Genomic DNA, 13,760 nt, shown 5'->3' on the forward strand with positions numbered 1-13,760 from the left:
GAGCCAAGACCTAGAGGCCGAGCGCTTTCTCGATGGCCTGGATCAGTGCAGGATCGTCCGGCGTGGTGCGCGGCGAGAATCGCGCCAGCACACGGCCATCCTGGCCGACCAGAAACTTCTCGAAATTCCAGGTGATGTCACCTGGAAACTCAGCGCCCTCGCCCGCCAGCAGGCGATACAGCGGGTGGCGACCTGGGCCATTGACCTCCAGCTTGCTGCCCAGCGGGAAGCTCACACCATAATTGAGACTGCAGAACGAGCGGATCTCGTCCTCGCTGCCCGGCTCCTGACCGGCAAACTGGTTGCAGGGCACGCCGAGCACGGTAAAGCCATTGCCCTTGTACTGCTGATAGAGCTTTTCCAGCCCCGCGTACTGAGGCGTCAGGCCGCACTTGGAGGCGACGTTTACCACCAGCACCACCTGGCCCTTGTAGGGCGCCAGCGGCAGTTCCTGGCCATCCAGCGCGCGTAGATTGAGATCGTGAAAGGCACTCATGACGAACTTCCTCAGCGAATTCAGTGCAGCGGGCGCAAGGCCCTGTAATCCTCGAGGCAGCTGCGTTTGGGCAAGCCGCCATGCATAAAAAAGGCGCCCTAAGGCGCCTTTATCGCAAGCTTGAGCTTAGCAGCGGTTGAACCAGTGAGAACGACCGCAAGTCGCCTGACGGGCAACTCAGCCTGTCAGTGGTGGTGACCACCTTCGCCATGGATATGACCATGAGCCACTTCTTCTTCGCTGGCGTCACGCACGCCTACGACCTTGACCTTGAAGTTCAGGCGCTGACCGGCCAGCGGGTGATTGCCGTCGACGGTCACGTCGTCGCCGTCGATATCGCGGATGGTAACGATCTGCATGCTGCCGTCCGGGCCGGAAGCGTGGAACTGCATGCCCACTTCCAGGGTGTCGACGCCTTCGAACATGGCGCGGCTCAGAGTCGCGACCAGCTCGGCGCTGTATTCGCCGTAGGCTTCTTCCGGCTCGACGGAAACGTCCAGCTCATCGCCAATCTGCTTGCCAACCAGGGCCTTCTCGAGGCCGGCGATGATGTTACCGGCACCATGCAGATACACCAGCGGCGCGCCGCCAGCGGAGCTGTCGATCACCTCACCGGCATCGTTGGTCAGGGTATAGTCGATGGAGACGGCCTTGTTGGCGGCGATCAGCATGGGGAGACCTTTTGCGAAAGATAAATGAACGGGCAAGTTTAACCAACGCCAGCCTGGATTGCGACCCGAGCCCGGACAAACGGGCCGTGCGCATCGTTGATTTTCGTCAGGACGATGACGGCGACTGGGTGGCAGTCTTGTCTTGTGGCCATACTCAGCATGTACGCCACCGACCACCCTGGCAGAATCGGCCCTGGGTACTCGATCCAGAGCAGCGCCAAGTCACGCTGGGAAGCCTCTTCCCCTGTGGTTGGTGTGCCATGGATCGGTCGCACGATGAATCCAAGGAAGTCTAAATGTCTGCACGCAACATTCTGGTGATCAACTGCGGCAGCTCGTCGATCAAGTTCGCCCTGGTCAACGAAGCGCAGGAAACCTTCATGCTCAGCGGCCTGGCCGAGCGTCTTGGCAGCCCCGAGGCGGTGCTGCACTGGCAACAAGGTGAGCAAAAGGACAGCCTGGTACTGCCGGGCGCTGACCACCGCCTGGCCCTGTCTCATCTTCTACCTGTGGTACAGCAAGCCGCAGCCGGCAAGCTGCACGGCATCGGCCACCGCGTGGTGCATGGCGGCGAGCACTTCTCCGGGGCCTCTCGTGTGGACGCCACCAGCCTGCAAGCGATCCGCCAGGTCGCGCCGCTGGCCCCGCTGCATAACCCGGCCAATCTGCAGGGTATCGAGGCGGCGATGAAGCTGTTCCCGGACCTGGTCCAGGTGGCGGTATTTGATACCGCCTTTCATCAAAGCCTGCCCGAGCACGCCTACCGCTACGCCGTACCGCAGGCGCTCTACGCCGAACACGGCGTGCGCCGCTATGGCTTCCACGGCACCAGTCACCACTATGTCAGCCGCCAGGCCGCGCAGATGAGCGACCTGGCATACGACGCCAGCAGCTGGCTGGTCGCGCACCTTGGCAATGGCAGCTCCACCTGCGCCGTGGAAAATGGCCACAGCCGCGACACCAGCATGGGCCTGACGCCGCTGGAGGGCCTGGTGATGGGCACACGCAGCGGCGATGTCGACCCTAACCTGCACGGCCACCTAGCGCGCACCTTGGGCTGGAGCCTGGAGCGGATCGACAGCATGCTCAACAAGGACAGCGGCCTGCTCGGCCTGTCCGGCCTGTCCAACGACATGCGCACGCTGGAGCAGGCCCGCGAACAAGGCCATGCCGGCGCCACCCTGGCCATCGAGGTGTTCTGCTATCGCCTGGCCAAATCGCTGGCGGCGATGAGCTGCGCGCTACGCCGTCTCGATGGCCTGATCTTCACCGGCGGTATCGGCGAGAACTCGACGCTGATCCGCAGCAAGACCGTGAACCATCTCAGCCTGCTCGGGCTGCAGCTGGATGCCCAGGCCAACGCCCACTGCGTGCGCGGCGTCGCCGGTGCCATTCATGCCGACGGTCACCCGCGCGTGCTGGTGGTACCCACCAATGAAGAGCGGCAGATCGCCCTCGATACCCTTGCCCTGCTCGACTGAGGCTTTTTAATGCATACCTTCTTCATCGCCCCCACCGGTTTCGGTGTCGGCCTTACCTCCATCAGCCTCGGCCTGGTAGGCGCGCTGGAGCGCAGCGGTCTCAAGGTCGGCTTCTTCAAGCCCATCGCCCAACCGCATGCCGGCGACCTCGGCCCGGAGCGTTCCAGCGAGCTGATCGCCCGCACCCACGGCCTGAACTCGCCCAAGCCGCTGCCGCTCAGCCATGTCGAGCGCATGCTCGGCGACGGCCAACTGGATGAACTGCTGGAAGAGATCATCAGCCTCTACCAGCAGGCGGCAGTCGGCAAGGACGTGGTCGTCGTCGAAGGCATGGTACCGACGCGCCACGCCAGCTACGCCGCACGGGTCAATTTCCACCTGGCCAAGAGCCTGGATGCCGACGTGATCCTGGTCAGCGCCCCGGAAGACGAGAACCTCACCGAACTGTCCGACCGCATCGAAATCCAGGCGCAGCTGTTCGGCGGGCCGAAGGACCCGAAGGTGCTCGGCGTGATTCTCAACAAGGTGCGCAGCGAGGATGGCATCTCTGCCTTTGCCGAGCGCCTGCTGGAACTCTCACCACTGCTCAAGAGCCAGGATTTTCGACTGCTCGGCTGCATTCCCTGGCAGGACGAACTGAACGCGCCACGCACCAAGGACATCGCCGAGCTGCTCGGCGCGCGCATCCTCAACGCAGGCGATTACGAGCAGCGACGCATGCTCAAGATCGTGCTCTGCGCCCGCGCCGTGGCCAACAGCGTACAACTGCTCAAGCCGGGCACTCTGGTGGTAACGCCGGGTGATCGTGACGACATCATTCTCTCCGCCAGCCTCGCGGCGATGAACGGTGTGCCGCTGGCCGGCCTGCTGTTGTGCAGCGATTTCGCCCCCGACCCACGCATCATGGAGCTGTGCCAGGGTGCCCTGGCCAGCGGCCTGCCGGTGATGACCGTGAGCACCGGCTCCTACGATACCGCCACCAACCTCAACCGTCTGAACAAGGAAATCCCCCTGGATGACCGCGAGCGCGCGGAGAAGGTCTCCGACTTCGTTGCCGGGCATATCGATCATGACTGGTTGAGCGCGCGCTGCGGCACACCACGCGAGCTGCGCCTGTCACCCCCGGCCTTCCGCTACCAGCTGGTGCAACGCGCCAAGGCCGCCGCCAAGCGCATCGTCCTGCCCGAGGGCAGCGAGCCACGCACCGTTCAGGCAGCCGCCATCTGCCAGGCGCGCGGCATTGCCCGCTGCGTGCTGCTGGCCAAGCCGGAAGAGGTGCAGGCTGTCGCCCGAGCACAGGGTATCGAGCTACCGGAAGGCCTGGAAATTCTCGACCCGGACCTGATTCGCGGTCGCTACATCGAGCCGATGGTCGAGCTGCGCAAGGGCAAGGGCCTCAACGCGCCGATGGCCGAGGCGCAGCTGGAGGACACCGTGGTGCTCGGCACCATGATGCTGGCACTGGACGAAGTGGACGGCCTGGTGTCTGGCGCCATTCACACCACCGCCAACACCATTCGCCCGGCGCTGCAGCTGATCAAGACCGCACCGGGTTACAACCTGGTGTCCTCGGTGTTCTTCATGCTGCTGCCCGACCAGGTGCTGGTCTACGGCGACTGCGCCGTGAACCCTGATCCCAACGCCGAACAGCTGGCGGAGATCGCCCTGCAGAGCGCCGCCTCGGCGCAGGCCTTCGGCATTCCGCCGCGGGTGGCCATGCTCAGCTACTCCACTGGTGATTCCGGCAGCGGCGAGGAGGTGGAAAAGGTACGGGCCGCGACCCGCCTGGCCCGCGAAAAACGCCCGGACCTGCTACTCGACGGCCCGCTGCAGTACGACGCCGCGGCCATCGAGAGCGTCGGCCGGCAAAAGGCGCCAAACAGCCCGGTAGCCGGTCGCGCCACGGTGTTCGTGTTCCCTGATCTGAACACCGGCAACACCACCTACAAGGCAGTGCAGCGCAGCGCCGAGTGCATCAGTGTCGGGCCTATGCTGCAGGGCCTGCGCAAGCCGGTGAACGACCTGTCGCGCGGTGCGCTTGTCGACGACATCGTCTACACCATCGCACTGACGGCCATTCAGGCGGCCGATCTACCGAGCTAGAGAGGTCGTAGGGTGCGCCGTGCGCACCATGGAAAGCTGGGGGGCGCGCCGGCCACAATAGCCGGTGCGCACGGCGCACCCTACAAGCCGGCGAGACCCACAAGTCAACACTGGCACTTGCAGGTCAGTGCACAACCGTTACCCTTGGCGCCGAACCAGCTCGCTGCACGGAACGCCGCAGCTCTTTCGACTGATACGGGGCGCAGAGAAAGCCCCTTTCTCAGGCTGCCCGCCGGACGTGCAGCCTGCTTATGGAGGCGTTCGCCCGATGCTGCACTTTCTTCCCGCGCCGCTGCGCGGCCTGATCGCGAGCCTGCTGCTGGCTCTCAATACCCTGTTCTGGTGCTGGCCGCTGTTCTTCGTCGCCCTGCTCAAACTGCTGCTGCCCTTCGCGCCGATCCAGCGCGCGCTGCGCTTCGTCATGCACGGCATCGCCGAAAGCTGGATCGGTATCAATAAATTCTGGATGCGCCTGGTTGGCCACATCGAATGGAAGGTTCAGGGGCTGGAGCGCTTCGATACCCGTCATTCCTATCTGGTGACCAGCAACCACCAGAGCTGGGTGGACATCCTGGTGCTGCAATACCTGCTCAACCAGCGCATGCCGCTGCTGAAATTCTTCCTCAAGCAGGAGTTGATCTGGGTACCGGTGATCGGCCTGTGCTGGTGGGCGCTGGAGTTTCCCTTCATGAAGCGCTTCAGCAAGGAATACCTGGCCAAGTACCCGGAAAAGCGTGGCCAGGACCTGGCCACCACGCGCAAGGCCTGCGCGCGTTACAAGACCAATCCCGTGGCGGTATTCAACTTCCTCGAGGGTACCCGCCTGACTCCGGCCAAGCATGCGCAACAGCAGTCGCCGTTCAAGTACCTGCTCAAGCCCAAGGCAGGCGGCATCGCCTTCGTGCTCGACGCAATGGGTGAACAGCTGCATGCCATCGTCAATGTCACCATCCACTATCCCCACGGTGTGCCGGGCTTCTGGGACCTGCTCTGTGGCCGCCTAGATGCTGTGCAGGTGATTTTCAGGCAGGTCGATATTCCGCGCGAATTCATCGGCCGCAACTACGATCAGGACGACGACTACCGCCTGGCATTCCAGCAGTGGGTCAATCGTCTGTGGGAAGAGAAAGACGCGGAGCTCGCCAGCCTTCACCAGCAAGCCTGAAACGCGCCTGGCGCTTCAGGGCTCCTCTAAAAACGTTAACGAGGCAGTCAGCGCAAGGCAAAAACAAGCGAAAAGGCGGAGTTTACGAATTGTAAATGAGCACTTTGAGCTTGTTTTTAACGCAGCGATGACAACGCAGGTAGTTTTTAGAAGAGCTCTTCATTCGCCGCGCGGCAGCGGCAGCCTGCTCCAATCCAGCTGTGCCGGCACCTGCATCGCGGTGCCGGCCGGCACACCCGGCGCCACCAGAAAGCCCTGCATGATGTTGCAGTGGTGCCGCGTCAGCCACTCGCGCTGCGCCTGAGTTTCGACACCCTCGGCGATGACCTCCAGCCCCAGATGCCGACCAAGATCGATGATGGTGCTGACCACCGCGGCATCACGCGGTGAGTCGAGCATGTTGGAGACGAACAGACGGTCGATCTTCAGCGTGTCCAGTTCGAAATGACGCAGATAGGCCAATGACGAGTAACCGGTGCCGAAGTCATCAATGGCGATCTTCACCCCCAGCTCACGCAGCTGACGCAGCTGCGCCTGGGTCAGCTCCAGGTCCTGCATCAGCGCACTCTCGGTCACTTCCACCTCCAGCTGACTGGGCTTCAGTCCGTGGGCGTCGAGCACACGCTGCAGATCAGTCACCAGTTGCGGCATACCGAACTGCACCGGGCTGACGTTAAGGCTGAGCACCATGTCTTCGCCAAACTGTTGCTTGAAGTCCGCCAACTGCCTGGCGCCCTCACGGAAGATCCACTCACCGAGACGATTGATCAGGCGGGTTTCTTCGAGCAGTGGAATGAACACGTTCGGTGCCACAGTGCCAGCGACACGATGCTGCCAGCGCAGCAAGGCCTCGAAGCCGCGCAGGCGCCCGCTATCGAGATGGAACTGGGGTTGATAGACCAGCACGAAGTCATCGTTCTCGATGGCGTGACGCAGGCTTTCTTCGAGCATCAGCCGCGACCGCGCGCGGCCGTTCATCTCCGGTGAGAAGAAGCGGTATTGCTGGCGACCGGCGCGCTTGGCTTCGTACATCGCCATGTCGGCGGAGCGTAACAGGCCTTCGACGCTCTGCCCGCACTCGGGAAAGCAGGCGATGCCGACACTGGCGCCGAGGGTGAAATCCACACCATCAAGGTTATGCCGCACCGAGACCAGTTCGATCAGCTTCTCCGCGACCTTGGCCGCATCCTCGGGGTGACCGAGGTTGTCCAGCAGCGCAGTGAACTCGTCACCACCGATGCGTGCCAGGCTGTCGTAGGGGCGCAAGCACGCCTTGAGCTGCTCACCGACGCGGCGCAGCAGCTGATCGCCGACATCATGACCCAGCGAGTCATTGATGCGTTTGAAACCGTCCAGGTCCAGGTACAGCACCGCAACCCGCTGACCGCTGCGTTCGATACGCGCCAACGCCGATTCCAACGCCAGATGAAAGCCACGGCGATTGAGCAGGCCGGTCAGCGCGTCAGTGACCGCCTGCGACTCCAACTGCGCGTGCAGATTGCGCACCACCGACATGTCCAACGCGATCAATACCATCGCGCGTTGCGGCCGCGGCAGTGGCGAACAGGACAACGCCACAGGCAGGCAACCACCCTTGAGCGTGCGCATGATCGCTTCATGCACGCGGTAGGTCGCCTCGCGCCTGAAGTGCAGATAGAACTCCGATTGCTGCCAACCGTCTTCGCTGGCCGGATTCTTGAGAAACGACAGCAGATCGGCGCCCTCGAGATCGCCTACCTCGCCATCGAGCATCTGCGCCATGGCCGGGTTGGCGAACTGGATGCGACCATCCTCGCCGACCACCAGGATACCCTCGGCGGCGTTGGCCAGCACCGAGGCGTTAAATGCCCTGGCGCGCTCGAGCTGCTGTGAAAGTGTCTGTAATTCGCAGCGATTGTGCTCGTGCTCCAGCAGGCTCTGAATCTTGTGGCGCAGCACGCTGGAATCGAAAGGTTTGAGCACGAAGTCCACGGCGCCAGTGCTGTAACCACGCAGCACGGCATCGTGGGTCTGCGCGATGGCGGACACGAAGATGATCGGCGTCAGCCGCGTACGCGGGTTGCCGCGCATCAACCGGGCGACTTCGAAGCCGTCCATACCCGGCATCTGCACGTCCAGCAGCACCAGCCCCACATCCTCTTCGAGCAGACAGCGCAGGGCCTCTTCGCCGGAACTGGCACAGCGCAGCAGCCACTCTCCATCTTCGAGCAGCGCCTGCATGGCCTCGAGGTTCTCTACACGGTCATCCACCACCAGCAGAACCTGCTTGGCGGGTACGGCGGCGTTCTTGCTCTGCGCCTGGGCCATCGTCACTCCCCTATCCATCTGCCCTTGCACCAGTCACTCCTGTCATCAGGGTAGTCCATCGCCGGGCGAAGGCATGGTCGGCATCGCCAGCCAGCGCTCCAGCAGTGCCAGCAGCTCATCACGCTTGATCGGCTTGGCCATGTAGTCATCCGCGCCAGCGGTGATGCACTTCTCGCGATCGCCCTTCATGGCATGGGCCGTGAGCGCAATGATGGGGATCACGCAGCCGTGCTCCTGCTTGAGCAGCCGCGTGGCCGTGTAGCCATCCATATTGGGCATGGCCATATCCATCAGAATCAGGTCGAAGGGATCACGCTGGTAACTGGCGATGGCTTCCAGGCCGTCCTTGGCGGAGCTGACGCGCAACCCCACTTCATCCAGCAGCGCCGTCAGTGCATAGACGTTACGCACGTCGTCATCCACCAGCAGAATGCGCTTGCCCTGTAACGGGTTGAGCCGTGCATGGGCCGGTTGCGGCGCACGCACGTCACCGAGAAAGCCCTGTACCGCCTGGCACAACGCGTCGGTGTCGTCACCGTGCTTGCGCACCACCACGGCGCTATAGCGCCGCAGCCGTTGCAGGGTCTGCTGAGTGACGTCCACACCGGTGTTGATCACCACGCGCGTACCTTGCAACGTGCGCAACTGGTTGAGACTGTCGAGCAGGGCAAAACCGTCCTGATCCGGCAGGTCGAGATCGATCACCAGCGCGCAGAACTGGCCCTGCGCATAGGCCTCGCGTGCCTGCTCGCCATCGGCGCAGGCGATGACCTGGAAGCCCAGCTCCGTCAACTGCTCGTGATAGTGCTCGCGCTCTATCTCGACATCCTCCACCAACAACAATGCCTGCTCCTGCTGCGCACCGTGCTGCAGCTCGATGAACACCTGCTCCAACTCATCGCGGCCGATGGGTTTGACCAGATAGCGGGTGCCATCGTCGTTCCAACCCACCGGTTGTGGGACGCAGGAAATAATGTGCACCGGCGTATGCCGATGGTTCGGCTGGGCGCGCAGACGCCGAAACAGCTGCCAGCCACTGAGATCGGGAAGCAGGATGTCGAGGATCACCGCATTGAACGATTCCTGCTGCAGCAGTCCCAGCGCCTGTAACCCGGTGCGGCAGTGCACGCTGGAGAAGCCGTGAGCATGAGCCTCCTCGGCGATCACTGCGGCGAAATTGGCATCGTCCTCGATGATCAACAGCGGCGGGCCGTCACCTGCACGCTGCGGCCCCTCGAGTGGCGCTTCGACACTGAGCGAGCCCGCCTGCACCGGCAATCTGACGGTGAAGGTAGAACCCTGCCCCGGCGCGCTCTGCAGGCTGATGTCGCCATCCAGGGCCAGCACCAGCTGACGGGTGATGGCCAGCCCCAGGCCGGTACCGCCGAAACGCCGGCTGGTAGAACCATCGATCTGCTGAAAAGCCTGGAAGACCTGCTCGTGCTGGGCCGGATCGATGCCAATGCCGGTATCACGCACGCTGAAGCAGAGCAGCTCGCGCTCATCCTCCTGGCGCCCCTGACTGCTGACGCTCAGCGTGACCTCACCCTGGTCGGTGAACTTCAGCGCGTTGGACAGCAGATTGCGCAGGATCTGATGCAGACGCACACGGTCGGTGTGAATGACGCGTGGTACCCCGGCCTCCAGCTGGGTGTGCAGACGCAAGCCCTTGAGTTCGGCCATCGGCCGCAGGCTGGCATCGAGCTCCACCAGCACGTCCTGCATGTTGATCGGCTCCAGCTTGAGCTGCATGCGCCCCGATTCGACCTTGGCCAGGTCGAGTACATCGTTGATCAGTTGCAGCAGATCGCTGCCAGCGCGGTGCACGATATCGGCGTGCTTGGTCTGCTTCTCGGTGAGATTGCCCGCCAGATTCTGGCGCAGTTGATCGCTGAGAATCAGGATGCTGTTGAGCGGCGTGCGCAGCTCATGGGACATGTTGGCGAGGAACTCGGACTTGTAGCGGTTGGCCAACAACAGTTGCTCGGCCTGCTCTCGCAATTTCTGCTCGGCCGCCTTGCGCTCGCTGATATCGATGATCACCGCCTGCACCAGGTTTTCATCGCCGCTGCGAATGGGTGACAGGCCGACCTCCAGAGGAATCATGCGGCCTTCACGATGCTGCCCGAACAGCTCGCGATTGCCGCCCATGCGGCGCTGTTCGGGCATGGCCTGGTAACCACGACGCAGCGCCACATGGCTGCCACGCTGCGCCGCCGGCAGGAGCATTTCCACCGGCTCGCCGAGCAACATCTGCCGCTCGTACCCGAACAGCAGCTCGGTCTGTCGATTGACCATGGCGATGCGCCCCAGCGCATCGACCAGCACGATGGCATTGGGCGAAGCCTCGACCACCAAACGAAAACGCTCCTCGGCCACCTTGCGCGCACGCAGGTCCACCAGGTTGATCAGGTAGCTGCTGCCCTCGTGCAGCGGGTTGAGGCTGATGCTGACCGGAATCGACTCACCGCGTAACGTGCGCACCATGCGTTCGTCACTCTCGGCCAACTGCTCCTGCAGGTCTTTCGGCGACTCGATATTGGGCAGCACGCGCAACACGGTCTCACCCGGCAAGGCATTGAGCGGGCAGTCGAACAGCTCGGCAGCGCTGCGATTGGCCATTTCGATGCGGCCCCTGTCATCACAGAGCAGGGTCGCCACCGGCAGCCGTTCGACCAATAGACGAAAGCGCTCTTCGCGCTCGCGCAGGGCCACGGCAGCCCGCTCACTGATCTGCAGCTTGCGGTCGCGCTGATAGAGAAAGCCGCCGACCAGAATCGACAGCAACAGCGTTGCGGCCAGCCCCGCCCAGAGACCGAGCATGCTGCTGCGATCGACCAGGCTGCGCTCGTATTCAGGGGTGCCTATCACCTCAAGCGCCCAGGTGCGGCCATACAGGGATAACTCCTGCTGACTGCGAAATCTCGGCTGCCAGCCATTGGCCTTGGTTTCGCCGCTGAGCAGCTGAAGGTCAGTTGCCTGCGGATCTTTCAGAACGATGTCGAACAAACGCGTCTGAGCGCCAAGAATCCCATCGATCAGGTCATGGCTGCGAAAAGCCCCATGCACCAGGCCCAGCAATGCAGATCGCCGCTGTTCTGCGGTATTGACGGGTAACCCTGGGCGAAACACCGGCAGGTAGAGCAGTACGCCAGACTGCACGTCTACATCGACCTCCTGACGCAAGATCAGCGGCGCGCTGAGGCTGGCTTCGCCAGTCTCTACACTGCGCTCGATAGCCGTCCGCCGCACTGCTTCGCTGAGCATGTCGAAGCCAAGCACGCGCCGATTGCGCCAATCCACGGGGCTGACGTAATCAATGGGCAAATAATGCTCACGCTCACCAGAAGGGAAGATTTGATAGTCGAGGCGACCGTCGGCAGCCACCTCGGCGGCAAAGTCAGTCAGTTGCTCCGGCAGCAGATAACGTGACCAGGCCACGGCCTGAATGCCAGGGTAGCGATCCTGAACCTGCAACTGATCCAGAGCGCGCTCCCACTCGGCGAGCGAGACTTGATCACTGCCTATCATCAGCCCGGATACGCCGCGCAGGACCATCTCGTATGTGCGCATACGCGCCAGCACCCGCTGGCTTACGTCCTGAGCCTCCAGCTGAAAGCGGCGCTGACTGTTCTCGCGCTCTCGCTCCTGCAAAGTATTCCACTGCCAGAAAATCAGGCCACCCAACCCCAGTAGCAGGCCAAGTGCAACCAGCAGCGGCGTCCAGGGCCTTGGCGGCCGCTCGACAGCTCTGTCGTCCATTCGCTCTCCTTCGGTCATCCAGAACCAACGCGCACGGTACATCCGCACGCGGACATCACAGAACCACAGCAAGCATTCTAGTCAGGATTTGAATGAGTGGCCTTTTGCCAGAAGAGACTCGACGGGCGGTCACGGACATTGCCGCAAACGCCCTCTGACGCCTCAGTGGAATACGTCCGCAGCCGTGAATGTCAGCGACATAAAAAAGCCTCCCGGAGGGAGGCTTTGATTCAACGCGACGAGGCCTTAAAGCGGACGCAGGTTGATCTCGACACGACGGTTCTGCGCACGACCAGCATCGGTGGCGTTGCTGGCAATCGGCTGGCTCGGACCAGCACCGTATGCAGAGATGCGCTGACCCGGCACGCCGTTGGCGGTCAGGTAGTTGGCCACGCTCTGAGCGCGACGCTGCGACAGGCTCTGGTTAAGCTCCTGCGAACCGGTGCTGTCGGTGTGACCGACGATGTTCACACCGTTCTTGTTGAACTCCTTGAACACCAGCACCAGTGAATTGAGGGTCGGGTAGAAGCTGCTGGAGATATCCGCCGAGTTGCTGGCGAAGGTGATATTGCCCGGCATGATCAGTTTCAGATCATCGCCGTTGCGTTGCACCTGCACGCCGGTGCCCTGCAGGGTCTGGCGCAGCTTGGCCTCCTGGGTGTCGACGTAATAGCCGTAACCACCACCGGCGGCGCCACCGACGGCTGCACCGATCAGCGCGCCTTTGGTGCGGTCCTTTTTGCTAGAAGTCGCAGCACCGATCACCGCGCCGGTCGCGGCGCCAATACCGCCATAGATGCCGGCTTTGCCGGCCTGGCTCTCGCCGGTGTAAGGGTTGGTGGTACAGCCGGCCAGCAAGGCCATGAGCGCAGTGGCTGCGATCAGATTACGCCTGGTCTTCATAACATTTCCTTAGGATTTCTTCTGGTATCGGGCAGACATGCCGCAGCCTTCGAACCGCCAAGGCGCGGTGAAGTTCCGCCCAAGCTTATCAGCCTGGGGCTATCAGAACTGCGAAGCAGAGCAGATCGACCCGATACGTACCTTACTGCACACCGGGCAGCGGTCGCAGCGTTACTTCGACCCGGCGATTCTGCGCACGACCTTCAACGGTGGCGTTGCTGGCCACCGGCTGATCCGGCCCCATACCACGGGTACTCAAGCGGCTGGGGTCCACCCCCTGCGCCAACAGATAGTCGGCCACGCTCTGCGCACGACGCTGCGACAGCCCCATGTTGTGGCTATGCGAGCCGGTGCTATCGGTATGCCCGACCACCTCGATGCTGTTCTGGTTGTACTGGCGGAAGGAATTGGCCAGGTTGTTCAGCGGCTGATAGAAGCTGCTGGCGATCTGCGCCGAGTCAGTGGCGAAAGTGATGTTGCCCGGCATGATCAACTGAATCACATCGCCTTGGCGCTGCACCTCGACGCCGGTGCCCTGCATGCTGCGGCGCAGCTCTTCTTCCTGCTTGTCGGCGTAGTAGCCATAACCTGCCGCCGCGGCGCCAGCCACGGCCGCGCCGATCAGCGCGCCCTTGCCGCGGTTGTCATGGTTGATCAGCGCACCGGCAGCCGCGCCGGCCAGCGCCCCGATACCACCGTAGGTGGCGGTGCGGTTGGAGCTCGGTGCACTCTGGTCATAGGGGTTCTGCGAGGCGCAGCCGCCAAGCAACAGCGCGGACGAGCAAAGGGCAATCAGAGAAAGACGGAACATGAAGGAATCTCCATGAACGGTGGGTGATGGCTCTTTGAGTTCCAGCGCTGCCTTTAGTGCC

The 13,760-nt window shown here is 62.8% G+C and carries 9 protein-coding genes and 1 pseudogene; 4 read left to right on the forward strand and 6 right to left on the reverse strand.

What is annotated here, in order from left to right; genetic code table 11:
• Nucleotides 1–10 precede the first annotated feature (10 nt).
• The gene (locus tag BM186_RS15320) at nucleotides 11–496 is read right to left on the reverse strand and encodes a glutathione peroxidase (protein ID WP_072424280.1); all 486 of its coding nucleotides are present in this window, start codon (nucleotides 494–496) and stop codon (nucleotides 11–13) included.
• A gap of 185 nt (nucleotides 497–681) precedes the next feature.
• Nucleotides 682–1,167 carry an FKBP-type peptidyl-prolyl cis-trans isomerase gene (locus tag BM186_RS15325; protein WP_074916345.1) on the reverse strand — a complete coding sequence of 162 codons (486 nt, stop codon included), beginning with the start codon at nucleotides 1,165–1,167 and terminating at the stop codon, nucleotides 682–684.
• On the opposite strand from BM186_RS15325, the pseudogene BM186_RS27080 reads away from it, so the two are divergent.
• From BM186_RS27080 to BM186_RS15345, 4 genes and pseudogenes are all read left to right on the forward strand, one after another.
• Nucleotides 1,136–1,463 (forward strand): annotated as a pseudogene (locus BM186_RS27080) (DUF3565 domain-containing protein). The gene BM186_RS15325 and the pseudogene BM186_RS27080 sit on opposite strands and share 32 nt — an antisense overlap.
• The gene (locus BM186_RS15335; protein WP_074916349.1) at nucleotides 1,464–2,648 is read left to right on the forward strand and encodes an acetate kinase; all 1,185 of its coding nucleotides are present in this window, start codon (nucleotides 1,464–1,466) and stop codon (nucleotides 2,646–2,648) included.
• A 9-nt stretch (nucleotides 2,649–2,657) separates the two neighbouring features.
• The gene (gene pta / locus BM186_RS15340; protein WP_074916351.1) at nucleotides 2,658–4,751 is read left to right on the forward strand and encodes a phosphate acetyltransferase; all 2,094 of its coding nucleotides are present in this window, start codon (nucleotides 2,658–2,660) and stop codon (nucleotides 4,749–4,751) included.
• Between the two features lie 268 nt (nucleotides 4,752–5,019).
• The gene (locus BM186_RS15345) at nucleotides 5,020–5,916 is read left to right on the forward strand and encodes an acyltransferase (RefSeq protein ID WP_074916353.1); all 897 of its coding nucleotides are present in this window, start codon (nucleotides 5,020–5,022) and stop codon (nucleotides 5,914–5,916) included.
• 159 nt (nucleotides 5,917–6,075) lie between these two features.
• Here the strand turns inward: BM186_RS15345 and BM186_RS15350 are convergent, their stop codons facing one another.
• From BM186_RS15350 to BM186_RS15365, 4 genes are all read right to left on the reverse strand, one after another.
• On the reverse strand, nucleotides 6,076–8,223 hold the full coding sequence (locus BM186_RS15350) for a putative bifunctional diguanylate cyclase/phosphodiesterase (protein WP_074916355.1): 2,148 nt from the start codon (nucleotides 8,221–8,223) through the stop codon (nucleotides 6,076–6,078).
• 45 nt (nucleotides 8,224–8,268) lie between these two features.
• The gene (locus BM186_RS15355; RefSeq protein ID WP_074916357.1) at nucleotides 8,269–11,985 is read right to left on the reverse strand and encodes a response regulator; all 3,717 of its coding nucleotides are present in this window, start codon (nucleotides 11,983–11,985) and stop codon (nucleotides 8,269–8,271) included.
• A gap of 246 nt (nucleotides 11,986–12,231) precedes the next feature.
• Nucleotides 12,232–12,888, reverse strand: coding sequence for a YiaD family glycine zipper/OmpA-like lipoprotein (locus BM186_RS15360; protein ID WP_021489349.1), 657 nt, complete (start codon nucleotides 12,886–12,888; stop codon nucleotides 12,232–12,234).
• 142 nt (nucleotides 12,889–13,030) lie between these two features.
• Nucleotides 13,031–13,699 carry a YiaD family glycine zipper/OmpA-like lipoprotein gene (locus BM186_RS15365; protein ID WP_072424288.1) on the reverse strand — a complete coding sequence of 223 codons (669 nt, stop codon included), beginning with the start codon at nucleotides 13,697–13,699 and terminating at the stop codon, nucleotides 13,031–13,033.
• Nucleotides 13,700–13,760: the final 61 nt, after the last annotated feature.

The organism is Ectopseudomonas toyotomiensis (assembly GCF_900115695.1).
In the GTDB taxonomy this organism is placed as follows: domain Bacteria; phylum Pseudomonadota; class Gammaproteobacteria; order Pseudomonadales; family Pseudomonadaceae; genus Aquipseudomonas; species Aquipseudomonas toyotomiensis.

Excerpts from the sequence above, each read along its gene's own strand:
- BM186_RS15345 (WP_074916353.1), top strand. The coding sequence starts at position 5,020 with ATGCTGCACTTTCTTCCCGCGCCGCTGCGCGGCCTGATCGCGAGCCTG.
- BM186_RS15320 (WP_072424280.1), bottom strand. The coding sequence starts at position 496 with ATGAGTGCCTTTCACGATCTCAATCTACGCGCGCTGGATGGCCAGGAA.
- BM186_RS15335 (WP_074916349.1), top strand. The coding sequence starts at position 1,464 with ATGTCTGCACGCAACATTCTGGTGATCAACTGCGGCAGCTCGTCGATC.
- BM186_RS15350 (WP_074916355.1), bottom strand. The coding sequence starts at position 8,223 with ATGGCCCAGGCGCAGAGCAAGAACGCCGCCGTACCCGCCAAGCAGGTT.
- BM186_RS15360 (WP_021489349.1), bottom strand. The coding sequence starts at position 12,888 with ATGAAGACCAGGCGTAATCTGATCGCAGCCACTGCGCTCATGGCCTTG.
- BM186_RS15355 (WP_074916357.1), bottom strand. The coding sequence starts at position 11,985 with ATGGACGACAGAGCTGTCGAGCGGCCGCCAAGGCCCTGGACGCCGCTG.
- BM186_RS15365 (WP_072424288.1), bottom strand. The coding sequence starts at position 13,699 with ATGTTCCGTCTTTCTCTGATTGCCCTTTGCTCGTCCGCGCTGTTGCTT.
- BM186_RS15325 (WP_074916345.1), bottom strand. The coding sequence starts at position 1,167 with ATGCTGATCGCCGCCAACAAGGCCGTCTCCATCGACTATACCCTGACC.
- pta (WP_074916351.1), top strand. The coding sequence starts at position 2,658 with ATGCATACCTTCTTCATCGCCCCCACCGGTTTCGGTGTCGGCCTTACC.